Below are 23926 nucleotides of genomic sequence, written 5' to 3' on the forward strand. Positions count from 1 at the left end.
TTCAATTCAGCTAATGAGGTTTAATAGTGGCACTTCTGGCACTCAAGACCGCCAATGTCTTCAACCGTCACCTTTTCACGCTCGCCGCTGGCGATTTCCTCGTGGTAGCGGGTATAAGACTTGTAGTACTCGTTGTCATCAAACTGTACCTCCGTCTGACGGTGGCAGTTGATGCACCAGCCCATAGAAAGCGGAGAATGCTGCTTGGCAACTTCCCATTCCTCTATTGGCCCGTGGCAGGTCTGACATTCCAGCTGACCAACCGTCACGTGCTGTGCGTGGTTGAAGTACACGTGGTCCGGCAGGTTGTGGATGCGCACCCACTCAATAGGTCCCTGAATCTTCTTTTTATGTGGATTGGTCAGTGAGGAGACGATGCCCTCCCACTGCTCTTCGATGAGCTCTTCACCTTTGCTGTCAATAGAGCCATTCTCTTTGACGTAAGTATCGGCGATCCATTTCTTATAGACTTTCTCGATGTCGTCCTGATTCATCTCCTCGTAGTCGTCGAGGTAGGTATCAGAAGAAGGATCGTAACCGATAGAAGCATATATTTTAGTCAGCTCGGCAGTACCGTACTGCGAGCCTACCTTGATGGCACGGTGGCAGTTCATACAGGTGTTCGCTGCAGGAATGACGGAGTGCTTGGAGCGGCGGGCGCCATCGTGGCAATACTGGCAATCGATCTTTTGAAGACCAGCGTGTGTCTGATGCGAGAATTTGATCGGCTGCTCCGGAGCATAGCCCTGCTGACGGCCGAGCATGATAGCGTTGTTGACCGTAGTGTAACCGCCCAGTACAACCAGCGCGAAAATGACAAATGCGATCAGCCCTTTGCTCGTCAGAAGCTCAACCAGGGAAGTACGGCGGGCGTCGGAGTTGCCCTCGCGCACCTGAAGCATGTAGTTAAGGTTGGAAACGATGCGGGCCAGTACGACTGCAAGGATAGCCAGGATGACAGCAAGTGCGATGAATAAAGGTGTGTTGTTCGGCTTTTCTTCCACAACGGCTACCGCTTCACCACCGGCTATATCTTTCTTCTTGTCCGCGCCAGTGTAAACGGCATCTATGTAGGCAAGGATGTTATCAATTTCCGAATCGCTAAGGTTCAGGAAGTTGTTCATCACGGTTGGCTTCCACTCGTCCCAAAGCTCGACGGCACGGGGGTGCCCTTCGTTAATCATGGCCTGAGACTGACGGATCCACTTATAGAGATCTTCCTGCGGATAATCCGCCCAGCGTTCTTCAACGCCGCCCAGTGCAGGGCCAGTCAGGTCATCCTTCATGTTCTTGTTGTGGCAGGTCGCGCAATAGTTGCGGAAGAGCGTTTTGCCCTCGTCAATATTTACGGCACCTCCACCATCACCTTCTTCCTGAGCCATTGTCGGCAGCGCAAAAACTGCCATCGCCAAGAGGAAAAGGACTCGGCTAATCAACTGCTTATATGTCATCTTTATGATGCTTGTAGTTTTATGGTAAATCGACAATTGCTTGTTCTGTCATTCTATTGTCAGCGCAAATATAGAATGCACTGCACTCATTTAACAATAAAAGTCCGAAACCTTCCACTATTTAGATCTTATCTAAACAAGGCGTTAACCGCCCGGAAAACTTGACTTGAGGAAGGCTTCAAAACCCTCGTTTTGCGCAATATTGTTTGCTCACCTAATATATGAACAAAATTAAATTAATATATACCGTCCGGGGATAATGCTAACGCTCAAACTGCCACTTGCGCACGTATAGCAGGATGAGGGTCGTACCCCATCAGTTCAAAGTCTGAAAAGGTGAACCCGAAGAGGTCTTTTACCTCAGGGTTGATCTTCATCATTGGCAACTTGCGCGGTGTTCTCGTAAGTTGCAGCCGGGCTTGGTCTATGTGGTTACTGTACAAGTGTACGTCTCCGAATGTATGGACAAATGTGCCGGGTTTCAGTTCGCATACCTGTGCCACCATCATCGTTAAAAGTGCATAGGAGGCGATGTTGAAGGGCACGCCCAGGAACACATCGGCTGAACGCTGATACAGCTGACAGGACAGCCTGCCCTCCGCTACATAAAACTGGAACAGCACATGGCAGGGCGGTAGGCCCGATTGAGCCATGGCCGGGATATCCTGCGGGTTCCAGGCGGTGACGATATGGCGGCGGGAGTCCGGGTTGCGTTTGATTTGCGCTACGACATCGGCAATTTGGTCCACACCACCGAAATTGCGCCACTGCCGGCCGTATACCGGGCCCAGTTCTCCCCACTTTTCTGCAAAAGCGGCGCCTTCCTTAATTTTTTCCTCGAACGCTTTCAGTTCCTCTTTCCACTCCGGGCTGTACTTGGGATAGCGGCCTTCCAAGCCATTCGCTTTGAGGTAATACTGAAAAGGCCACTCGTTCCAAATGCGAACGCCGTTTTGGACGAGGTAACGGATATTGGTATCCCCTTGAAGGAACCACAGCAGCTCATGGAGAATGGACTTATAATGGACTTTCTTGGTGGTAAGCAGCGGGAAGCCTTCAGCCAGGTCAATATGCATTTGGTACCCAAAGACACTGATCGTACCTACACCGGTACGGTCCTCTTTGCGGACTCCATTGTCCAAAATATGCTGCAATAGCTCGTGGTACGCCTGCATGCTGAATGCTTTTTGTTTGTGCCAATTTTGTGGCTTTGGCTTGATGGGACTATGCGCCGGGTGGTAAAAATGTTGGACAAAAATAAAAACGTCCGACAACCAGCACAGTACTCAGGCGTTAAAAATAAAAATAATTTTTCGATGACAAACCGAACTTCCGCGCTTAAGCTTCTTGTTTTCAGCTTTTTATGTCTTTTCTATGGCCATTCCACTGCACAAAACAACGATGGGTGGGCACTCAAGCGCCAATCTGACGGACTAACTGTATACGTCCGGGACGCCGCCAACTCGGATGTCAAAGAGATTAAAATTGAAACCATGCTTGATGCTTCCCTGCATGCAGTAGTCGCCGTGCTTAAGGATGTCCCCGTTTACGAGGAGTGGATCTACAAGTGCCAGGAGGCCTACCGGTTAAAGCCTGCGGAGGACAAAGCCAGCCTTTATTACTGCAAGGTAGACTTCCCGTGGCCCATGAGTGACCGGGACTTTATCGCACAAAGCCGGCTACGGCAAGACCCGGAAACCCGAAAGGTCTATATTGATGTAAAAGGCAAGCCCGATCAAAAGGAGGAAATGGAGGACGTCGTCCGCATCCGCAGCCTCGACATCCACTATGAGCTGACGCCGGTGTCGGACAAAAAAACCAAAATGAGCTACCGCCTGCATTCGGACCCAGGAGGCGCCATTCCCACCTGGCTCGTCAATATGGTGGTGGACAATGGGCCGGTGAATACGGTAAAGGGCATGCGGGAGATGCTAAAGTCAGAGAAATATCAGAATGCGAAGTTCGCGTTTTTGAAGTAAGACTTCGCCCAACTTTCCTGCACCGCCGGTGTTGACTTTCCCGGAAAATGACTATACCAGTGCAACGGGTTTTAATGACTTACTGGTTTTTTCGCTCATGAAGCCGCTGTTCATGTTGCACTTTAAATAGTCAGGCATTCACGACTCAATCCACTGGAATTATGGCTTACCGCAGTATGATGGAAGCAGTGCGCGACCTGGAACGCCACGGCAAACTTGTCCGCATCAAAGAAGAAGTTGACCCCAATCTGGAAATCGCCAGCATCCACCGCCGTATTTATGATGCGGAGGGGCCCGCGCTTTTTTTTGAAAACGTAAAAGGCAGCCCCTTCCCTGCCCTGTCTAATATTTACGGGACTTTCGAGCGGACAGAGTTTCTGTTCCGCCATACTATAGACAAGGTGCAAAAAGTCATTGAGCTCAAGGCGGACCCAGCCAATCTGCTCAAAAACCCTATGCGTTACCTGTCGGCACCCTTTACGGCTGTTTCGGCTTTGCCGATGCAGAAACGGATGGGCGCGCCTATCTTGCATGGTACCACTACGGTCAGCCAGCTGCCGCAAATAAAATCGTGGCCGATGGATGGCGGGGCTTTTGTCACCCTGCCCCAGGTGTTCACCCTGCCTCCCGGTGAAAAGAGCATCATGCAGTCCAACCTGGGCATGTACCGCATTCAGTTGTCGGGGAACGAATATGTGCCGGACAAGGAAGTCGGCATGCACTATCAGATTCACCGGGGCATCGGGGTACACCATACGCAGTACAACAAAAGCGACGAACCCTTCCGGGCGTCTATTTTTGTGGGTGGGCCACCTTCCCATGCGTTTTCGGCTATCATGCCGTTGCCGGAAGGGCTTTCGGAGCTGACCTTCGCCGGGATGCTGGGCGGGCGGCGTTTCCGCTATGTGCGGCAGAACGGGCATGTCCTATCCGCCGATGCCGACTTTGTTATCACGGGCATCATCCGCAAGGGAGAGAAAAAGCCGGAAGGGCCATTTGGTGACCACCTGGGCTACTACAGCCTGGAGCACGACTTCCCGGTGATGGAGGTGGAGAAGGTGTACCACCGCAGGGATGCCGTCTGGCACTTTACCGTGGTGGGCCGGCCACCGCAGGAAGACTCAAGCTTTGGCTACCTCATCCATCAGCTGGTCAAGCTGCTGACACCTCAGGAGTTTCCGGGGATTAAAGAAATTAATGCAGTGGATGCGGCAGGTGTGCACCCGCTTTTACTGGCGATTGGCAGTGAACGGTATATGCCATTCCGGGAGCGCAAGCCGGAAGAAATCCTCACGCAGGCGAACCGCATCATTGGCTCCGGGCAGACTTCCCTGGCCAAGTTCCTGTTTATCGCTGCCGATGGAGATGCGCCGAATTTGAGCACGCATGATATCCCCGGCTTTTTCCGCCATGTGCTGGAGCGCATTGACCTGACCCGGGATTTGCACTTTCAGACCAAAACGACCATTGACACCCTCGACTACTCCGGCACTGGATGGAATGCCGGGTCTAAGGTCATTGTGGCCTGCTGCGGGGATAAGCGCCGCGAGTTGAGCGCCGAACTCCCGGTTGATCTCAGCCTGCCCGGCGGATTTGGCAATCCGAAGTTTGTCCAGCCGGGTATCTTGGCGGTACAGGGGCCTGGATTTACCGGTGAAGCTTCCTATAAAGAAGCGGAAACCCTGGCTCATCACCTTCGCCCCTTTGACTGGTCGGGCATCCCGATGATTGTCCTCTGCGATGACAGCGACTTCCTCAGCGGACCGGTCAACAATTTCCTTTGGGCGGCTTTTACCCGGGCCAATCCCTCTCACGACATTCACGGCGTGGATGCCTTTGTGGAGCACAAGCATTGGGGCTGCCGGGGCCCGGTGATTATCGATGCGCGGATTAAGCCGCACCATGCTCCGCCTTTGATTACGGATAAGGACGCGGAAGCGAAGGCCGACCGTTTCTTCAAAAAAGGTGGATTACTGGAAAAGTGGGGGTGATATGCAACTACCCCTGCTCTATTACCCCTTCCGGGTCCAGCAAGTAGGCAATGCCGAGCAGGATAGCGAAAATAAGGGCAAGCATAAGGATAGAAAGGACTGCATTTAACAATACCCGGTACCAGGCGCTGCCTTCGGGGCTAAACACACGTGCACTCCAGAGGAATACGACACCAAAGAACCAAAAAGGCAATGAGCCCAGCTCGATGCCTAAGAGGAGGTAGAGCGTATCGTAAAGCAGAGTGAACAGGATGGCCCAAAGTGCAAAGAGATAGATAGCGGCAGTGAAGTGCTCCGGGAAACTATGCTTATGCGGGTAGTAAACAGCGGCTGTAGAAAGGGCCAGCATCGGGATCATCAAAAGGAACAGGAATAGCTGAGGCGAAAGGAACGCCTTTAGGGAATCTGAAACCCCACTCACATTCACCGTGATGCCCAGGATTTCCTGGTTGACCAAAGCCAGGTGAAGGCCGAAAATGAAGAGCATGTACACCACCAGCTGGCTGGGCGACAGGTAGTACCCACGGAATCCCGACCAGTAGTTGTTGACGATGTAGCGGGGATTCGTCAATAATTGCCGGAAAGTGCCCAACAGGGAGCGCTCCGGCAGCAGCAGGCCTGACAGCCAGCCACCAATCACATCCCAGGTATTGACGCGCCTGCCAAGGTAGCGCTGACCGCAGGAGGAACAGTAATCTCCCTGTAGTTCGGTTTGGCAGATGGTGCAGGTGTTTAAAGTAGACATATTCCAGCTTTGAGCTATGAAGTTAGGGCTTTTTTGGGCGTGGGATCCATTTTTGACTATTTTGATGGTAAAAGTTTAGCTGCTGCAAATCCAACCCAAATCTTAAAAGGATCGTTATCTTAAAATATAAGTAAACCCAAGATAAAACTTAAATCCATGTCCTCTATCCTACAGCTCGTTGGCAATACGCCTCTGGTAGAAATCAAGAATATCATTAGCAAACCAGGCGTACGCGTCTTTGGGAAGCTCGAAGGGCAAAATCCGGGCGGCAGTGTGAAAGACCGGGCGGCTTATGGCATGATTAAAGGGGCTATGGACCGCGGAGACCTGAAGCCCGGCATGAAGCTGGTAGAAGCCACAAGTGGGAATACAGGTATTGCCCTGGCGATGATTGCCCGGAGCTTTGGCATTGAAATCACGCTGCTCATGCCAGATACGGCTACGGCAGAGCGGGCACAAGCCATGCGGGCTTACGGGGCAGAGGTCATTCTTACGCCGGGCGAGAAAGGCGGGATTGAGTATTCCAGGCAGGTGGCGGAAGAGATGGTGGCTGAGGGCGGCTATTTTATGCTCAATCAGTTTGCTAATCCTGACAACTGGGGCGCCCACTACCACACCACCGGGCCGGAAATCTGGAGAGATACCAAAGAACAGGTCACCCACTTCGTTTCCAGCATGGGCACGACTGGCACCATCATGGGCACCTCCCGCTTTTTGAAGGAGCAAAACCCGGAAATTCAGATCGTAGGCGTCCAGCCAACCGATGGCTCTAGCATACCCGGTATCCGGCGCTGGTCGCCCGAATTTTTGCCCAAAATTTACGACCCGGAACGGGTAGACCAGATCATTGATGTCTCTCAGGACGATGCGCAGGCTATGATGCGCCGCCTGGCGCAGGAAGAAGCCATCTTTTCCGGCATGAGCAGCGGAGGGGCAGTTACTGCGGCTTCACGGCTCGCGGAAACCCTCGATGAGGGTCTTATCGTCTGCATCATTTGCGACCGGGGCGACCGTTACCTTTCTTCCGGTATTTTTGAATAATGGTGCTGCAGGTCGTGCTGAGCTTTACCAATAACGCTTAAAAGCTTGTGGCAGGCCGATTGCAGGGCGCTCCAATCCGGAGGGCTTTCTTTGGTCATACGCTCTATTTTGGCACAGGCTTTTTCCTGTTGTTTTAAGCCGAGCATAGACAAGCTGGGCTTGAATTTGTGGACCACGCTATAGAGCGCTTCTGGCCGCCGGCCCTGCAGGTTTGCTTCCACCTGTTGGATCATCTCCGGAATTTCTTTCAGGAAAGTCTGAATCATATCCTGGATAAAGGCCTCATCTCCACCACTCATGGCGTGCAGGTAGGAAAGGTCAATTTGTTCCGCCGGAGACTCTTCTGCCTTCGGTGCATGATCTTCTTCGCCCTGCGGAGCAGTATCTTCCAGCCATTTGATCATCACCCGCTTCAGGAGATCCGGGGCAAAGGGCTTCGTGACAAAGTCATTCATTCCGGAAGCCAGGCCGTGGTTGCGTTCTTCCAGGAGGGCGGCTGCGGTGAGGGCTACAATTGGTGTCTTTTTATTCCGGCCTGATACCCGGATGCGCTTCGATGCCTCCAGTCCATCCATTTTTGGCATATGAATGTCCATCAGAATGATGTCGTACTTCTTATGCGAACAGCGGCGTATGGCCTCCAGCCCATCGGGTACGATTTCTGCTTCGCAGCCAAATTTTTCAAGAATCCGCTCCACCAGTTTCTGGTTCATCCGGTTGTCCTCGGCCACCAGTACATTGATGCCCGACAGTTGATTTTGACCAGCTGGCACGGGAGCAACCGGTGCTTTGGCTACTTGTTTTTGAACCGGCAGGGTCAGGTCAATGGTGAATACCGATCCTGCACCCGGCTCGCTTTCGACGGATATTACGCCATCCATTAGGGCCAGCAATTCACGTACAATGGACAAGCCCAGCCCTGTGCCGGCATGCCCCTGCCCTACTGCTTTCCGGCCTTGCTTAAACTGATCAAAAATATGAGGGAGGTGCTCTTCCTCGATCCCTTGCCCGGTATCGCCTACTTTTATTTGCAGGTCGGCTTTGTCTCCACGCTGGCTGAGCATGCAAACAGACAAGCTGATGGTGCCGGATTCGGTGAACTTGCTGGCGTTGTTGAGCAGGTTGTTCATGATCTGTTGCAAACGCATAGAGTCGCCAATAAAGGAAGTGCTCTCTGGCAAATCGTGCTCATATCGCACCTGTACCGGTTTATCTTTTATACGCAATTGCCAGGACTGATGCAGCCCGCTGAACAAGCCATGCAGATCGAATGGCTTCGGGTCCAGCACCACTTCTCCAGCTTCGATTTTGGAAGCATCCAGGATGTTGTTGATGAGGTCCATGAGGTTGTCGGAAGCAAACCGCATGACGTTGAGGTACTCCTGTTGGTGGCTGTCGAGGTTGGTGTCGCGCAGCAGGTGGACCATACCCAACATGGCATTCATAGGCGTGCGAATCTCGTGGCTGACGTTGGCCAGGAATTGCTGCTGCGCACGGCGGGCCACTTCTGCCTCTTCCTGAGCGACTTTGCGCTGACGCGTTTCCTCCCGCAACCGCTCGTGTGCCATACAACCTTCAATGGCAACGGCAAACTTCTTGAGCACAGGCCTCAGTTGCCGAAGGGACCGGTCTGACAGCGCAGCCTCCGAAGCGCCCTGAAGAAGCATGAATGCACCGGGCCCTAATAGCAGCAGGGCAACGTAGCCCTTGTTGATTTGATTGGCTTTTAGAAAGCCAGAGAATGGAGCTTCTTCAGCGGCCCAGACCTGTATGGTATCCTGGTCTAAGGCTGCTATAATTGGATCTAAAGCGGATAGCTTGACCTGAGCCGCTTTGCAGGCCGGGCGGGCGCACAGCAGTTGATAAGCATTAGGCTGTCTTTGAAGCCCCTGCTCCGCCACCCATACCGCACCGTAAGCCAGGTTGCGGCGGGCTAACAAGACCGAGAGGAATTGCTCGCAATTGGAATAGGCATCAAGCCCCGCTCCAATGGTCAGCGACAATTCGTACAGATCGGATATTTCGCGAACGATCTTATCCATGTCAGTGAAGTGTTGTTGTTCAAAGCACCTGTTCACAGACCAAAGGTATTGGTTTGTGTTCAGCGTGCTGTTTAGTGTTTGTGTTTGTCTGTTGGGTTTTCGGGTGTTTTCAATAAGGCTAACGAATTCAGTAAAGTGACCCTATAACGATCGTTTTGTTGAAAAATTCCAGATAGCCTTCTCCGTAGGAGGATATTTCGCCTAAGCTAAGCATGCCCTGCGGGCTGACTTCGGAGCGCACCGCTTTGATGCGCTTGTTAATTTGTTCAAGTTCTTCTTCGTGCCGGTCTTCCAGGAAAAGGGCTCTTGACACACAATCCACCACCATAGTGTGCCTGACCATAGCCTGGGTAGTTTGGGAACGGGACAGCGTTTCTTCAACCGCTTCGGCAGCTGATGTAATAAGGTTGTCTGCGGTGCCTTTCATGATATTCAACACCGTATTTTCCGGTACTTCTCCTACGCAGACCAGACCGCCCTCATTATTGACGGCAATGGGGTCGCGGACCACCTCTTCTGCATTCGACTTGTAGATCCCAAAAGGATAACCTTTGGCCACCTCGAAGAAATTGTCCTTAGTTATAGAGCAACCACAATCCTTTTCGATGTAGTTTTTGTACACACTGAATGCTTCTTCCCAGTTGAGTTCATAAATCACATTTTGGGAAGTCCGGGTCGCAACAATCGGGCCTGCCAGGCGTTTCCAGCCATGCTTGACACCAAGGTGGGTGTCGTAATCCAAAAAGGCAATCACAGCGGCATCCTGAAACAATCCATCCGGGGTAAGCAGACAGGGTTGCTGTTTGAGCGAAAGGGAACCCGCCCCACCACCGATGAAATTGACTTGATCTCCGAGCCGGTCATACAGCCCGGAGAGGAAGTGAGCAATATTCGACATCAGGCCATCAATCATGATCCAGGCGGTTACAGGCTTTGCAGGGCCCGATAAAACCGTTTTCAGGTCCGGCCAATTGTAGCCGGGGGTATTTAACCCAGACATGATAACCGGAGGGGCTATCGCTTGTAATTTTTTAGCTACCACGCCCTGTTTGTACAACTTGCTGTTGTGAATGACACCGGGGAAAACGCCTCCGATAAAAGGCACCTCCGCTTTATTCAGGCGCTCTATTAAGGCCTCCGCATCCAGCGCGTCTGATTCTGCAACCAGCAATACCATCAAGTCGTGGGGCCGGATTTCCTGCCTCAGAATAGTATCTGCTATTACGTTGTAGTCGTCAGACTGAATGTACATTATTCAATTTAGCTTTGGCATTGCACCAATAGGCACAGTGCGAATGAAACAAAGGTTTCGTAAGGATAAGCTAAGTGCATAGACCTGCAATGCTGACGCGCATAGCAGCGTAGTTAAATCAATGGATTGGAAAACTTAGACGTACTATTCCGACTTTTCAACGCAGAATATAATGCCCTTAGAAAGCTGCACTATACTTAGTGTCAGTAGCGTTGAAGCAATTCAATGTGATAAAGGAAGGTAAACGAGGTTAAGACGGGGGACTGTTGCTGTTCTTTAGCGTTTCTTAAGGGGACTAACAGATGGTAAATAGTGTATGTTCAGTAAAGGTATAAAAACTTAACCGCATTCAAAATTTTTTTTCGCTAATGCGTGCTAAAAATTTGTAGCCCAGCACTGATTTCCTAATGGCTGATAACTCTATTTCACCGGACTTAGGAAAGAAGACAAATGCCCGGACGCTAAACAAACAGCACCCGGGCACTAAAGCTAATGGTAAGTGCTACATCGGCTAGAACTCCCGCCCTTTAAGCATCCCATGCCAGTACATACGCGGCAGGCCGTAGGCTTTTAAGGCATACATGCTGTACCTTTCCTTCGACTGATCGAAGGGGAAGGACTCCATGGGCTGCTTGTCGTAATCAAACTCAGCCAGAATCAGGCTGCCATAGCCTGTGACTAACGGGCAAGAGGTATAACCGTCATATTTTTTGCTCATCTCTTTGCCTTCAAGATAAGCCCGAACGTTTGCAACCGTCACCGGGCCCTGCTTGCGGATGGCTGCACCTGTCTTGGAGGTTGGAAGGTTGCTGCAATCGCCCAGAGCAAAGACATTATCGAATCGAGTATGCTGTGTGGTTTCCTTATTGACTTCCACCCAGCCGGTTTCGGCGGCAAGCGGGCTGTTGGCAATAAAGGCCGGTGCGCTCATCGGCGGGGTCACATGGATCATCTCGTAAGGCATCACCGTTTCTTCATCGGTTTCGAGGTTTTTGAACACCGCTTTTTTCTGGTCCGGGCGCAGGGCAACCAGCTCGGTTTGCCATACGCGCTCTATGTGCTTGCGATCGGCCACTTTAGTCAGGGCATCGGCATACTTTTTCACTGCGAAGATGCCAGGGCCGGCTTTGACAAACTTGACGTTGACGTTCTTGCGCACGCCGGCTTTCGCCCAGTGCTCTTCAGCCAGAAAGCAAATCTTTAGCGGAGCGCCCCCGCATTTGATAGGCGTGGAAGGATGTGTAAAGATAGCGTTGCCGCTTTTCAGGCTTCGGATTGCCTCCCAGGTGGCGTCCACCGTTTCGTAAGCGTAGTTGCTCACGACGCCAGTGCCCGGCTTGCCTACGCTTTCCTTCAGGCCCGGGATTTTATCCCAGTCGATCTGAATACCGGCAGCGACGACCAGCACATCGTAGGAAATACTTTCCCCGTTCTTGAGGGTCAGTACGTTCTTTTTTGGCTGGAAGCTATCGACGTATTCCTTTATCCAGGTGGCGCCGTAGGGAATAAAGTCAGCCTGATCTCGTTCGGACTCCTCTTTTGGGAAAATGCCGGCGCCGACAAGCGTCCACAAAGGTTGATAGTAGTGTTTCTCAGCCGGGTCGATAATAGCAACCTGAGGCGGATTAGATGTATTCATAAGCTGCGAGGCAACGGTAAGGCCAGCAGAGCCTGCCCCAACAACGACGACTTGATAATGTGGCATGTTCATTCACTTTTAATTTGGAAAGGATAAGGCAGGTAAGCGCTTTAACAAGCCTGTGCCACAGCGCCTACTCAGGCAACGTTGCAGTGGATTAGAACCGCTTGCCAAAATGTTTGGAGAAGGACAACAGGAAGCCCATTGCCCGCTGACGGTCCTTGTCCGCCATGCCGGTAAGCATAGCCCAGATTCCAGCTGGCTTAACCGGCTCGCGGTTACTGTCCACCATTGCTTCCCCTGCCTTGGCGACCACCTTGATCGTACAAGGGTCAAGGACACCACTCTGCATGAGCGCCTTGAACTCTTCAGAAGTCAGCAGTTTGGTCAGGGCAGTGAGCATTTCCAGGCCATGCTCGTTGAGTGTCGTCCAGTCTACACCACGGGCAGCGGCCCTCTGATACCCCTCGTCGAACATATCTATGCCCATGGAGGCAAAGCCAGGCAATTTTTCGGACAACTCAATGAGTTGATTGATTTTGCTGATGGTCTCCGGGCGGGTCACTTTCTCTACCAGTTCAGCTACAGCACTTAGGCGGGCTGGGATATCAATGCCATTATCGGCAGCCTGACAGCAGCCATCGTCTACCATATCGCCCATCATGCTCATCAGTCCGGGGATCTGATCCGTCATGGCAATCACCTTGTCTAGTTTCTCTACCATTTCCGGAGCAGTGAGCTTTTCTGCAATATGAAGGGCGTTTTCCAAGCGCTCAGCGGGATCCACGCCACGGCTGCGGGCTTGCTGTATGGCATCGTCGGTGATGTCAGCAGCCATGCTGATCAGGCCCGGCCCCTGCTCCAAAGCAGTGGCCAGCCGGTCTACGGCTGTCTCCATGGTTTCGATGCGTGCAAGAAGGTGGTCCAGCGCCTTTAGTGTTTTTTCACTATTCAGCCGCTCCTGTAGTTGGTACCCGGCTTCTGTATCGGTCCAGGTTGCGGTTCCATTAGCTCCCATAATGTTCTTTGTTTTGCTTTCAGAAGGTCGCAGCCAATGCTTTGAAGCCTTACGCTCAAACCTAATCATACCGTGCCCCGGACCAAAAACCTCCGGTTGCCTGATTAGATATTGACTGCACTTTCAAATATATGAAAGCATGAACATAAATGCCAGTAACAGTCAGCCAGATCAGTAAAAAGTACCATAACTCCCCGGGATAGGGCTATAGCGACTATCAGTTGGACAGAAACAACAACCCCTAAAAAAGCGGCGCTACCTGTTACATCAGGCAGCGCCGCTTTTTAAAACTCTTCTTTCAAAGGCAAGCTCACGATCGGTAAATCGCAACAACAGCCTTTTCACCCTTCCGGACCCAGCCCCGGTACATTCCCTCCGAGTTGAAGGGCAGAGCAACCTCTCCCTTGTGATCTACGGCTATAAGGCCGCCATCACCGCCCATAGCAGCTTGCTTGTGGTTGATGACGCGGTCTGCGGCTTCGGCAAGGGAAAGCCCTTGATACTCCATTAAACAGGAAACATCGTAAGCGACCACGCCACGCAGAAAGTATTCACCGTAACCGGTACAGGATACAGCGCAGGTGGCATTATTGGCATAGGTGCCCGACCCGATGACAGAGCTGTCCCCTACCCTGCCGTAGCGTTTGTTGGTCAGGCCACCGGTGGAAGTGGCTGCTGCCAAATTCCCCCGTAAGTCAAAGGCTACGGCACCAACGGTCCCAAATTTATCGCTGTGGTCGAGCTGCACGCGGTTTTTGGCGCGGGCTTCCTCCAGTTGCTGATAGCGGAAATCTGAGAAGAAATAATCGGCTTCGAGAATAGGCACTTCCAGGTCGCGGGCAAATTCCTGAGCACCGGAGCCGCATAGGAATACATGGTCGCTGCGCTCCATCACGAGACGGGAAAGGGAGATGGGGTTTTTCACGCCTTCCACCATGGCTACGGCACCTGCATTTAGAGTGGCCCCGCACATGATGGAAGCATCCATTTCATTGCGGCCATCGTGTGTAAAGACAGAGCCACGCCCAGCGTTAAAATACTCACAGTCTTCGAGGCTTTTGACAGCAGTCTCCACCGCAGTTAGGGCGCTGCCCCCGGCGGCAAGAACCTGCTCGCCGGCTGCGAGGGCTTGCTGTAAGGCGCGGCGGTGGGACGCTTCCTGTTCTTCGGTCATTTCAGAACGGAGGATAGTGCCGGCACCACCGTGTATCGCTAGAGAATAAGTTGACATAAATTGGTTTTACTCGGCATCCCACCAGAACCGGCCCTGAAGGTTGGGGTTCTCAGCGGGGAAGCTGTTATTGAATAGGCGTTCGTTTTGAGGATAAATGAACCGGCGGGGGATATCGCCACCAGGATTTTGGGGGTTTTCACCATTTGGATTGGGGGAAAGTTCCGGGAAGCCCGTACGGCGGTAATCGGTCCAGCCTTCCACTTGCGTGAAGTGGGCGATGTAGAGCTGTTGCAGTACGGTGCGCAGGTTATCTTCCGTATCGCCCGACAAGGTGGCGTGGGCATCCAAATAGGCATCCATTTCCTCACCCGGAATGCCGCCGGTGACTTCCTCGATGTGGGTGCGCACGCCTTCCTGCAGGGCGGCTTCAGCACCGCCCTCCCCTGTTATCAGCCGAGCCTCTGCTTCCAGCATTTTCAGCTCAGCGTAAGTGATAATGGGCACGGAAGCATCCTCCGCAGCATAGAAATCGCCTACGCGCTCCAGCCCAAAGGACCGGCGGATGAGCCTGCTTTCCCTGGGGTCTTCCAGCTCACTGAGCAAATCTGAGAAAAACGGGTCGATTTCTACGTAAGGTGTGTTTTTGAAATAGATAAACCATGGATTTTGTTCGGCTTCGGTAAAACCAAAGGTATATACCAGGCTTTCGGATGGTGATTGAAAAGCATTGGCGATGGCATCCAGCGCTTTGGCAGGAGCCGCTGCATCCCGCTTGATAGTGTGCATGTAATAGCGGGCTTTGAGGGCATGAGCCGCTTTGGCCCAGCGGTCCAGGTCTCCCTGATAGATGACATCATCATCACCGGGCGAGACCGTGCTTTCGGCCTGCAGGTCCTGAATGGCTTCGTCCAGCAAGGCTTGCACTTTCATGTAAATGGTTTCCTGCGGATCATAGGAAGGGCTGAAGTTGGCGCCGCCCTGAAAGGCCTGCGTGTAGGGGATATCGCCCCAAAGGGAAGCCGCAGTGCCCAGATTGAGCGCCATTAGCACTTTGGCGACGCCAGCGTAATGGGCGGATCCATCGGCTTCCGATTTATCGATGATGATGTTGAGGATATTGAGGGGGCCGTTATAGAAATCCTGCCACAGCGGGTTCATATTAAAGGCCTCATCAAGCAGGTAGCTTTCCACGGTGAGCGCCCGGTTGTCCACTCCGGTAAAGTACTGACTGAAAATACCGGCAATGACAGCCGCTTCTTCAGACAGGTTTTCGGCTGTTTCCTCCATTGCAGTAGGCAGGAGGACGGTTACCGGCACGTCGGTGGGATCGTTGGGGTTGATATTGGTTTCCTCCAGCTCGCAGCCTGCCAGAAAGGCAACTGCCAGGAGAAGGAAGGTTATATTTCGAAGTGTCATAATACTGATCTTTTAGTCTGATTAAAATCCGATTTTCAGGTTGAAGCCCAGGCTTCGGGTGTTGGGGGTATTGAAATAGTCCCGCCCGAAACTGTTGCTCGCGCCCGCCAGGTTGGTCTCCGGGTCGATGCCGCTGTAATCGGTGAGCAGGAACAGGTTGCGGCCGCTCAGCCCCAGTTCTAAACTGCGAACCGGCAGCTTGCCGACAACCGTTTCCGGAAAACGGTAGCTGATGGTCAGCTCGCGCAGGCGCACCCAGGAGCCGTCTTCAACCGAAGCTTCGGAAACCCCGGCAAAAGGATAACGACCGTAGTAACGGGAATCCAGGCGAACGGGCGTGGTATTGGGCTGACCGGAAACATCCTCGCCGTCAATGACGGTGCCTTCGGCGTATACGCCTTCGACGACCACCTCTTCCTCCCGGTTTTCGGTACTCTTGTGGATGCCCAGGTTTTGCATGACGCCCACGGTGCCATTGTAGATATCCCCGCCCTGACGGATGTCCAGCAAGGCGGACACATACAGCCCTTTGAAGGTGAAGCTGTTGCGCAGCCCCATAATCCAGTCCGGGTTGGGGTCGCCCACTATGCCGGGCTCCTGAGGGTTAAATATGGGGTAGCCATCGGCATCAATAAGACGGTTGCCATTGTCATCTCTCGACCAGCGGGTGCCGTAGAGTACGCCAAAAGGCTGCCCCTCAATCGCCCGGTTGTTGGTTGACGCTACGCCTGCGGAACCGAAACTGAGGTCGGGCACGCCTTCGCCCAGTTCTTCCACGGTGTTTTCGTTGGCGGTGAAGTTGAGGTCAACATCCCAGCTGAAGTGGCGGCCTTTGACCGGAGTACTGCGCAGCTGTATTTCCACGCCGGTGTTCCGTACCCGGCCTGCGTTGGTAATGGCTGAAGCAAAACCAGTGGAAAAGGTAATGGGCACAGCCAGGATTTGATCTACACTCTCCAGGTCATACCAGGTGAAGTCAATACCCAGGCGGTTTTGGAAAAAGCGAAGGTCCGCACCTATCTCCAGCGTCCGGGTTTGTTCGGGGCGCAGATTGGGGTTGCCGATGGAAGTCGCCGGGCCGAAAGCGGTTTGCCCCTTGACCGGGCTGCCGAGCACGAAAAAGTTGTCCAGTGCGTAGGCGAAGGCGTCTTTACCGATGCGGGCATAGGAGAAGCGCAACTTACCAAAGGAAAAGGTTGGATTGGTCGCCAGCCCCAGCGGCTCGGTGAAGACAAAGCCCAGGCTGTAGCTGTCGTAGAAGAAAGGGACTTCGGTAGTGGGCAGGGTCGAGGACCAGTCCCAGCGCCCGGTGAAGCTGAAGTAAAGGTAATCCCGGAAGCTCAGCTGGCCATCATAGAAGGTACCCAGGATGCGGCGGCGGGTGACGTTGTCGTCTGCGAAGGTGACCTGAGAGACGTTGGAAATGTCGTAGAAGTCCGGTATGATGAAGTTCTCCCCTTCCGTTACATTAGAAAAACCCCGCTCGCTGAAATAGTTATGGCCCAGGGTCAGCCGGGCATCAAAGTCCTGAGACAAGGCGCCCTGTGCGGTCAGCAGGAAGTCGGAGTTGAAGCTGCGGTAGGAATACAGGTCGCTGAAAATCACGCCTGTACCGAATTCGTTGCTGTTGTTGTCCCAGTAGGAAGTCCGCTCCTCAAAGTAGTAATCCGTACCGGCCCGGTAGGAAGTGCTGAGCCAGTCTGTAAAGGTATACTCAAAGCCGGCATTGCCGATGATGCGATTGACACGATCGCGGCTCAGGTTCCGGTTGACAGACCAGTAGGGGTTGTCGTAGGCGCTCCAGTAGGTACGCTGTGTGCCATCAGGGAAGGAATAGGCGAAGGGCTCGTCTTCCGCATTATCAAAACCATTAGCCAGGTCGAAGGTTACAGGGGCGCGGGTCAGGCCCAGCATTACGCCGGACAGGTTGGAGCCCCGGTTGGTGCGGTCGCCGCCGGAGTTAGTGTAATTGGCAGAAGCGGAAACTTTGAGGCGGTCGTTGATGCGGGTATCGCCGGAGACCTTGAGGGTAAAGCGCTCGAAGGTACTGTTGGGCACAATACCCGTTTGGCGAAGGTAGCCGCTGGAGACGAAGTAGTTGGTTTCCCCGTCGCCACCGCTGGCGCTGAGGTAGGTGTTGGACGTCACTCCGGTATTGAAGAAGTTGTCGAGGTTATTGAAAGGTACGACCCTGCGATCAGTAGCGGAAGGGTCGCTTTGGCCTACGATACGGCCCAGGGAACTGTAGCGGTAGGATTCATCTCCATCGTAGCGCAGGGTATCGATGCGCGGGCCCCAGGAGCGGTTCGACTCGCCCGGGCCTGCGTAGACTGGCACGCCGCCGGAGAGGGCACCCTGAGCGAAGAGTTGTTGTTGTTCCGGGAGTTTGTTTACCTGATCGAAGGTCACGGACTGGGAGAAGCTGATGCCCCCGCCTTTTCGGCCCTTTTTGGTGGTGATGAGCACGGCACCGTTGGCGGCGCGAACGCCGTAGAGGGCCGTGGCCGCACCGCCTTTGAGGACGTTGATGGTTTCGATGTCATCGGGGTTGATGTCGATAGCCCGGTTGGACTGATCGGTGAAATTGGAGCCTGCGAAGCTGTTGTCGATGGGCACACCGTCAATGATGAACAACGGAGAGTTTTCATTGAGAGAAGTGCGCCCGCGGATAACGATATTGGCGGAAGCGCCCGGGTTGCCCGAGCTGCTGATGACCTGAACGCCCGCTACCTTCGAGCTTAGGGCATTGACCAGATTGGTCTCCCGGGAACTGACCAGCTCTTCGCCCCCCACTTCTTCAGCAGAGTAGCCCAGGGCTTTTTTGCTGCGCTCAATGCCTACCGCAGTTACGACTACCTCATCGAGGACTTCGGCAGACTCGCTCATGCGGATGTCAATTTTCGTCCGCCCGTTGAGCGGGACTTCCAGGCGGTTGTAGCCGATGTAGGAAAAGATCAGGGCGGAAGCGTCCTCGTCTACATCAAGGGTGAACGCCCCGTTGAAATCAGTAATAGTGCCCACATTCGGGCTGCCTTTCACAAAAACACTCACGCCGATAAGCGGCTGCGGCGGATCGGCATCATCCGTAACGGTGCCGGTTATGGTTTGCTGCGCAGCGAGCGGCAACATTCCTAACAGGCACAAGCCGACCAACAGAAGGATGGGTCTGAACATGTTTACAATATTTTGAAGGCTGAGCGAATCACATCAGCCGGATAGAAAAAAGGAACAGGCCATTGCAGTAGCTGCTGATGACCGATGGAAAGCTGGAAAACGAGTAGTATGACTAGCAATCAAATATGGGCTGCAAGCCGGAGAGACTGGGCGTCTCCTGCAGGAAGCGGGTCGTTTTGACCGGTAAAATGGCTTGCTGGATCTGCATAATTAACTTTTGTATCCGGATGCAAAAATATGGATTTGCGCCTTAACTGCAAAATCAAGCCCCGCTTGGCCTGTCTAAAGTGGTAAAATTACCCGTTGAAAATCACGAATGCCATCTGAAATATGGAACAGAATTATTTTTTTCTTACTTTTGTATTTCGACTTTAAGCAGTTCCAATTTATGAGTACCTCATTTTGTCCTAAAATACAGGCCACTCAACCGACCCACAAGCAGCTCAGCTTGATGGGCTTGCAGCCTATTTTCGACTGCTAAACCAAGCTTCCTTTAAAGTTTTTTCCCTGTACTGCGATTGACAGCACCTTTTGGTCTGTTGATGCCATTTGCAGGGCATTCATATTTTCCCTATTTGTTTATTTAAACCTTTTGCGATGAAAAGACTAGTACAACTTGTCTGCGTAGCCGTAATGCTGGCTACCCTGCCTGCTACTGCACAGGAAACTATTGTTTATGATTTTGAAGACGGCCTTATGCCCGAAAGTTTTACGCTGATCAACCGGGACATGCTCGTACCTAATCAGCCAGATGATGCTGGTTTTGCAGATACCGCCTGGATGGTGATTGAAAGCGGGCTGCTGGAAAGCTTTGCTGCGCTGAGCATTTCCTGGTATGTGAATGATGCAGGCCCGGCTGATGACTGGATGATCCTCCCGAAAATTACGGTCACGGAGAACTCTATGCTGAGCTGGACGGCCATTTCCACCACTTCTTCCGGTGATTTCCCGGATAGCTATCAAGTGCTGATCAATGCGGAAGAGCCGACTTTTGAGAGCTTTGAAGCTAATGGTGCTATTTTAGCAAGTTTCGATCCGGAAGAGTGGGAAACACCACAAATGCGGGAGGTGAGCCTTGCCGACTATGCCGGGCAGAGTGTACATATTGCTTTTCGTAACGTCACTCCCAGCGGTGATGCCCTGTTGATTGACGACATCACTATCACCGAGGGTGAGATTAGCAGCGTGGCAGAAGCCGATAATGCCGCTTTTGAATTCAACCTCGCACCTAACCCGGCAGTGGATGCGGGTACCGTGCTGCAGTACAAGCTGGAACAGGCAGCTGATGTAGCGATTAGCATTCAGGATATGAGCGGCCGTCAGGTGCAGGAGTTGCGTCAGGGCCGCCTCGGTGCGGGCCGCCACAACCTACAGTTGGAGACGAGCAGCTTGCCAGCAGGTGTTTACGCAGTGAGCGTACGCACGGCTGACAAAGTGGGCACTACGAAACTTATTGTTCGATAACCTCTTGACTATAAGGGCCGGGATCCCCCCGGCCCGATTTTTCCTTACTTTTATCCGATCTACCATGCTTACCAGAACGCTCTTTTTGATTTTGACCGTCCTGCCTTCTTTCTTACACGGACAGGGGTACACTCGTTTTTTCACCGGCGACACCACAGATGTGGAAACCGACCCTATACCCGGCATCGTGCTGGCAGGCGGCGGGGGCGATAATGACCAAGCCATGCAGTGGATGCTGGAACGGGCCGACAGCGGTGACGTGGTCGTGCTGCGGGCCAGTGGTTCTGATGGGTACAATCCTTACTTTTTTGAGGAACTGGACGTTTACGTTAATTCAGTGGAAACCATCCGCTTTGACGATGCGTCGGCTGCTAATGCCCCCTATGTGGAAGCCCAAATCCGCAATGCCGAATGCCTGTTCTTTGCCGGTGGCGATCAGTACGACTACCTTTCCTACTGGCAGGGTACACCGGTACAGGAGGCCATCAATTACCTGATTAACGAAAAAGGCGTACCGGTTGGTGGCACGAGTGCAGGCATGGCTATTCTCAGCAACTGGTACTATGCGCCTTCCAACCTTTCGCTCGATGCGGAAGAAGCCCTCTCCGACCCTTTCCACCCGGACTATGAAGTGCTGGGGCAGAACGATTTTCTGGAAATTCCTTTTCTGGATAATACTATTACCGATACCCATTATGAACAGCGGGAAAGGCCCGGCCGGCATGTGGGCTTTCTGGCACGTATCGCGGAAGCTACCCAAAGCCGGTCTTTCGGCATTGCCGCCAATGAGTACACGGCCGCCTGTATTGATGAAAACGGGACCGCCCGGGCATTTGGTGAATACCCGGAATTTGAGGAAGATATTGTATTTTTCCTGCAGTCTAATTGTCAGGAGGAGTTTCTGCCGGAAGTGATGGAAGCGGGCACGCCCCTAACCTGGAACAGGGGGCAAAGCGCTGTGAAGGTGTATGCTATTCCGGCCCGGACGGATGGCTCAGGCAGCATTGACCTGAATGACTGGCAGACGGTGCAGGGTGGCGAGTGGCAAAACTGGTATGTGGAAGCGGGCGAGCTGGTCCGAATTCCCGAAACCAATGGCGACTGTGCGGATGTGCTAAGTTCGACGGCTGACCGGAGTGAAAATACCGCTTTCCGTGTCTTTCCTACCCCGGCTGCAGAGCAGTTGTTTTGGGAATGGAACGGCGCATCTGCCTACGGGCAGTTGTCTTTGCGCACAATAACCGGTCAGGAAGTGCGCCACTGGGCCAATGCGGTTTCTCCAATTGATGTTTCCGGGCTGCCCGCTGGCGTTTATACCCTGGAAGCCATTATTGAAGGGCAGTTGGCGGTCAAAAAGATTATCATTGAATAGCAATACCCCTCTTCAAATATGAAAAAATTCCCGGATACCCTGCTGATCATTTTTGGAATTATGATCGTATTCATCGGCCTGACCTGGCTGGTGCCCGCTGGTGAATTTGAGCGGACGGTAATCAATGGGCGGGAGGTGCTCGTGCCCGGTTCGTACGAACGGGTGGAGCCCAATCCGCAGGGGCTGGGGGCATTGTTACAGGGGCCCGTCCGGGGATTTATTTCGGCGGCGCAGATCATTGCCTTTGTGTTTTTAGTGGGTGGTGCGTTTGGCATTATTACGCGGACCGGAGCGATTGATGCCGGGCTGCAGAGCATTATTCAATTCAGTGAGCGGCACCCGAAGTACCGGCACTGGATACTGCCGGTGGTGATTACGCTGTTTTCGCTGGCGGGCGCGACCTTTGGCATGAGCGAGGAGGTGCTGGTCTTTGTCCTGATCACGATTCCGTTGGCCCTGGCGCTGGGTTATGATTCCATAACCGGAATAGCCGTTTCCTTTGTTGGGGCCGGGCTGGGGTTTGCCGGTGCGTTTATCAATCCGTTTACGATTGGGGTGGCGCAGGGCATTGCCGAGCTGCCCCCGGCGAGCGGGATGGGCTACCGGCTGGTGGTCTGGGCGGTCACTACGGCGATTGGTATTGTTTACATCATGCGGTATGTGCTGAAGCTGGAAAAAGACCCCACACTAAGCCCGGTGTATGAGCTCGATCAGCAGCGCGACCTCGGGCAGTTGGGCAAAACTAAGAACCAGGAGTTTACCCAGGGACACCGCTATGTTTTGCTGGCGCTTACGGCGGCACTGCTGCTGCTCGTCTATGGTGTGGGCCAATGGGGCTGGTACATCAATGAGATTGCCGGGCTGTTCATTGGATTAGGAATTGTAGCCGGGATGATTTCTCACCTGGGGCTGGAAGAGAGCGTTGCTGCCTTCAAAGACGGTGCTAAAGATATGCTGACCGCGGCATTGGTGATTGCCATGGCCAAGGGGCTGATCGTCATTGCGGAGGATGGGAAAATTATTGACACCCTTCTGCACACGATAGCAGGGTTATCGGAAGGCCTGCCCAAGGCGGTCACAGTGGAAATCATGTTTATCTTTCAGACTTTGCTCAACTTCTTTGTGCCTTCCGGGTCCGGGCAGGCCGCCCTGACGATGCCGATCATGGCACCGCTAAGTGACCTTTTGGGCATCAGCAGGCAGACGGCGGTGCTGGCTTTTCAGTTTGGGGACGGACTGTCCAACCTGATCATCCCCACGAGCGGGGTCACGATGGGGGTACTGGCGATTGCCAAAATCCCCTACAACGTGTGGGTGAAGTGGTTCCTGCCCCTGTTCCTTATCCTTTGTGCCGCCTGCATGCTGATGTTGCTGCCGCCGGTCCTTTTCTTTGAGTGGGCTTAAGGTTACTTGTCGTTTGCGTTGAGAATATTCAGCACCTCGTTGGTGATGTCAAATCCGTCACGAGCGCCGAGGAGGCTTGAGCCTTGTCCGTACTGCAGGATGAAGTCGTAGCCCCGGGCTTCCTGCAGGCTATCCATAAGATTGCGGAGTTTGTCCTGGAAGTCAGCGGCCAGTTGCTGCTGCTCTGCGCCGAGGGTAGCAGATAGCTGCTCCTGTTCTGCGAGTAACTCCTGTTGTTTTTGGCCGAGGCGTTGCTCCTCTGCTGCAATCTGATTAGGAGCGAGCAGCCCTTGTTGAACTTTGGCCTGCACCTGACGGAATTCCTTTTCCAGCGCCTGCATCCGCTGATTGAGGCCTTGGGAAGCAGTTTGCTGACGGGCAGCGAGGTCCTCCTGTTTTTTGCGGAAATCCTGGTAGTTGTTGAGCAAACTGTCCGCGTCAATGTAAACGATATCCAGCGTCTCATCCGTACTGGCAGCGGCTGTGGCAGGGCTGTCGGCGGTGGCGTTGCCCGATTGCTGCGTGAACAAATAGATGACTGCGATAAGCAAGATGGCATTGAGTGCCAGAGAAATATTGGCTTTCATTGGAATAATTTTGCGCAAAGGTAAAAAAATACGGGCTACCCTTCCGAAGAAGAATAGCCCGCAGTGAAGATTTACCTTTACCATAGAGGAAAAAGGTTCATCCTATGTCATTTAGGGACGTGCTGTGCCCAGGATGACGCGCTCTACGTGGCTTTCACCACCCGCTACATCAACGTG

At 53.1% G+C, this 23926-nt stretch carries 17 protein-coding genes; 6 read left to right on the forward strand and 11 right to left on the reverse strand.

Going from position 1 to position 23926, the window contains the following annotated elements; all coding sequences use genetic code 11:
* Positions 1-20 precede the first annotated feature (20 nt).
* Positions 21-1451, reverse strand: coding sequence for a c-type cytochrome (locus MRY86_RS09215; RefSeq protein WP_293565722.1), 1431 nt, complete (start codon positions 1449-1451; stop codon positions 21-23).
* A gap of 269 nt (positions 1452-1720) precedes the next feature.
* Complete coding sequence (thyA, locus tag MRY86_RS09220; protein ID WP_293565720.1) at positions 1721-2626, reverse strand: thymidylate synthase; 906 nt, start codon at positions 2624-2626, stop codon at positions 1721-1723.
* A gap of 141 nt (positions 2627-2767) precedes the next feature.
* Between thyA and MRY86_RS09225 the strand changes: the two genes are divergently transcribed.
* Positions 2768-3430 (forward strand): START domain-containing protein, encoded by a 663-nt coding sequence (locus MRY86_RS09225; RefSeq protein ID WP_293565718.1) that lies wholly within the window; start codon positions 2768-2770, stop codon positions 3428-3430.
* 161 nt (positions 3431-3591) lie between these two features.
* A complete protein-coding gene (locus tag MRY86_RS09230; protein ID WP_293565717.1) occupies positions 3592-5421 on the forward strand; it encodes a UbiD family decarboxylase in 1830 nt (609 codons plus the stop codon).
* A gap of 7 nt (positions 5422-5428) precedes the next feature.
* Here MRY86_RS09230 and MRY86_RS09235 read toward each other — a convergent pair whose 3' ends face one another.
* Positions 5429-6166, reverse strand: coding sequence for a DUF3667 domain-containing protein (locus tag MRY86_RS09235; protein WP_293565715.1), 738 nt, complete (start codon positions 6164-6166; stop codon positions 5429-5431).
* A gap of 156 nt (positions 6167-6322) precedes the next feature.
* Between MRY86_RS09235 and cysM the strand changes: the two genes are divergently transcribed.
* Positions 6323-7207 carry a cysteine synthase CysM gene (gene cysM, locus MRY86_RS09240; protein ID WP_293565713.1) on the forward strand — a complete coding sequence of 295 codons (885 nt, stop codon included), beginning with the start codon at positions 6323-6325 and terminating at the stop codon, positions 7205-7207.
* On the opposite strand, the gene MRY86_RS09245 is transcribed toward cysM, so the two are convergent.
* The 7 genes from MRY86_RS09245 to MRY86_RS09275 all read right to left on the reverse strand — a co-directional run bounded on the left by MRY86_RS09245 (position 7180) and on the right by MRY86_RS09275 (position 18922).
* Positions 7180-9249: a response regulator gene (locus MRY86_RS09245; RefSeq protein ID WP_293571290.1), complete on the reverse strand. Its 2070-nt coding sequence runs from the start codon at positions 9247-9249 to the stop codon at positions 7180-7182. The genes cysM and MRY86_RS09245 overlap by 28 nt on opposite strands.
* A gap of 127 nt (positions 9250-9376) precedes the next feature.
* A complete protein-coding gene (locus MRY86_RS09250; RefSeq protein ID WP_293567991.1) occupies positions 9377-10501 on the reverse strand; it encodes an FIST C-terminal domain-containing protein in 1125 nt (374 codons plus the stop codon).
* Positions 10502-11012: 511 nt separating this feature from the next.
* Positions 11013-12212: an FAD/NAD(P)-binding oxidoreductase gene (locus MRY86_RS09255; RefSeq protein WP_363325441.1), complete on the reverse strand. Its 1200-nt coding sequence runs from the start codon at positions 12210-12212 to the stop codon at positions 11013-11015.
* A gap of 85 nt (positions 12213-12297) precedes the next feature.
* Entirely contained in the window at positions 12298-13158 is an 861-nt protein-coding gene (locus MRY86_RS09260) for a DUF1641 domain-containing protein (protein ID WP_293567987.1), read from the reverse strand.
* A 310-nt stretch (positions 13159-13468) separates the two neighbouring features.
* Positions 13469-14389 carry an isoaspartyl peptidase/L-asparaginase family protein gene (locus MRY86_RS09265; RefSeq protein WP_293567986.1) on the reverse strand — a complete coding sequence of 307 codons (921 nt, stop codon included), beginning with the start codon at positions 14387-14389 and terminating at the stop codon, positions 13469-13471.
* Between the two features lie 9 nt (positions 14390-14398).
* On the reverse strand, positions 14399-15748 hold the full coding sequence (locus MRY86_RS09270) for a SusD/RagB family nutrient-binding outer membrane lipoprotein (RefSeq protein WP_293567984.1): 1350 nt from the start codon (positions 15746-15748) through the stop codon (positions 14399-14401).
* A 21-nt stretch (positions 15749-15769) separates the two neighbouring features.
* Positions 15770-18922 carry a SusC/RagA family TonB-linked outer membrane protein gene (locus MRY86_RS09275; protein WP_293567982.1) on the reverse strand — a complete coding sequence of 1051 codons (3153 nt, stop codon included), beginning with the start codon at positions 18920-18922 and terminating at the stop codon, positions 15770-15772.
* A gap of 597 nt (positions 18923-19519) precedes the next feature.
* On the opposite strand from MRY86_RS09275, the gene MRY86_RS09280 reads away from it, so the two are divergent.
* The 3 genes from MRY86_RS09280 (at position 19520) to MRY86_RS09290 (ending at position 23162) form a co-directional block, all read left to right on the forward strand.
* A complete protein-coding gene (locus MRY86_RS09280) occupies positions 19520-20386 on the forward strand; it encodes a choice-of-anchor J domain-containing protein (RefSeq protein WP_293567980.1) in 867 nt (288 codons plus the stop codon).
* Positions 20387-20450: 64 nt separating this feature from the next.
* Positions 20451-21758: a Type 1 glutamine amidotransferase-like domain-containing protein gene (locus MRY86_RS09285; RefSeq protein ID WP_293567978.1), complete on the forward strand. Its 1308-nt coding sequence runs from the start codon at positions 20451-20453 to the stop codon at positions 21756-21758.
* 18 nt (positions 21759-21776) lie between these two features.
* Positions 21777-23162, forward strand: a complete 1386-nt coding sequence (locus tag MRY86_RS09290) for a Na+/H+ antiporter NhaC family protein (RefSeq protein ID WP_293567976.1) — start codon at positions 21777-21779, stop codon at positions 23160-23162.
* Between the two features lie 2 nt (positions 23163-23164).
* Here MRY86_RS09290 and MRY86_RS09295 read toward each other — a convergent pair whose 3' ends face one another.
* Positions 23165-23749, reverse strand: coding sequence for an OmpH family outer membrane protein (locus MRY86_RS09295; protein WP_293567974.1), 585 nt, complete (start codon positions 23747-23749; stop codon positions 23165-23167).
* Between the last annotated feature and the right edge of the window lie 177 nt (positions 23750-23926).

The sequence above is a fragment of the Phaeodactylibacter sp. genome, assembly GCF_022763345.1.
Classification (GTDB): Bacteria; Bacteroidota; Bacteroidia; order Chitinophagales; family Saprospiraceae; genus Phaeodactylibacter.

What these genes read in the sequence shown, in the direction of transcription:
- MRY86_RS09235 (WP_293565715.1), bottom strand. Translation starts at nt 6,166, where the DNA reads ATGTCTACTTTAAACACCTGCACCATCTGCCAAACCGAACTACAGGGA.
- MRY86_RS09265 (WP_293567986.1), bottom strand. Translation starts at nt 14,389, where the DNA reads ATGTCAACTTATTCTCTAGCGATACACGGTGGTGCCGGCACTATCCTC.
- MRY86_RS09295 (WP_293567974.1), bottom strand. Translation starts at nt 23,749, where the DNA reads ATGAAAGCCAATATTTCTCTGGCACTCAATGCCATCTTGCTTATCGCA.
- MRY86_RS09245 (WP_293571290.1), bottom strand. Translation starts at nt 9,249, where the DNA reads ATGGATAAGATCGTTCGCGAAATATCCGATCTGTACGAATTGTCGCTG.
- thyA (WP_293565720.1), bottom strand. Translation starts at nt 2,626, where the DNA reads ATGCAGGCGTACCACGAGCTATTGCAGCATATTTTGGACAATGGAGTC.
- MRY86_RS09285 (WP_293567978.1), top strand. Translation starts at nt 20,451, where the DNA reads ATGCTTACCAGAACGCTCTTTTTGATTTTGACCGTCCTGCCTTCTTTC.
- MRY86_RS09290 (WP_293567976.1), top strand. Translation starts at nt 21,777, where the DNA reads ATGAAAAAATTCCCGGATACCCTGCTGATCATTTTTGGAATTATGATC.
- MRY86_RS09225 (WP_293565718.1), top strand. Translation starts at nt 2,768, where the DNA reads ATGACAAACCGAACTTCCGCGCTTAAGCTTCTTGTTTTCAGCTTTTTA.
- MRY86_RS09230 (WP_293565717.1), top strand. Translation starts at nt 3,592, where the DNA reads ATGGCTTACCGCAGTATGATGGAAGCAGTGCGCGACCTGGAACGCCAC.
- MRY86_RS09260 (WP_293567987.1), bottom strand. Translation starts at nt 13,158, where the DNA reads ATGGGAGCTAATGGAACCGCAACCTGGACCGATACAGAAGCCGGGTAC.
- MRY86_RS09255 (WP_363325441.1), bottom strand. Translation starts at nt 12,212, where the DNA reads ATGAACATGCCACATTATCAAGTCGTCGTTGTTGGGGCAGGCTCTGCT.
- MRY86_RS09215 (WP_293565722.1), bottom strand. Translation starts at nt 1,451, where the DNA reads ATGACATATAAGCAGTTGATTAGCCGAGTCCTTTTCCTCTTGGCGATG.
- MRY86_RS09280 (WP_293567980.1), top strand. Translation starts at nt 19,520, where the DNA reads ATGAAAAGACTAGTACAACTTGTCTGCGTAGCCGTAATGCTGGCTACC.
- MRY86_RS09270 (WP_293567984.1), bottom strand. Translation starts at nt 15,748, where the DNA reads ATGACACTTCGAAATATAACCTTCCTTCTCCTGGCAGTTGCCTTTCTG.
- MRY86_RS09250 (WP_293567991.1), bottom strand. Translation starts at nt 10,501, where the DNA reads ATGTACATTCAGTCTGACGACTACAACGTAATAGCAGATACTATTCTG.
- MRY86_RS09275 (WP_293567982.1), bottom strand. Translation starts at nt 18,922, where the DNA reads ATGTTCAGACCCATCCTTCTGTTGGTCGGCTTGTGCCTGTTAGGAATG.
- cysM (WP_293565713.1), top strand. Translation starts at nt 6,323, where the DNA reads ATGTCCTCTATCCTACAGCTCGTTGGCAATACGCCTCTGGTAGAAATC.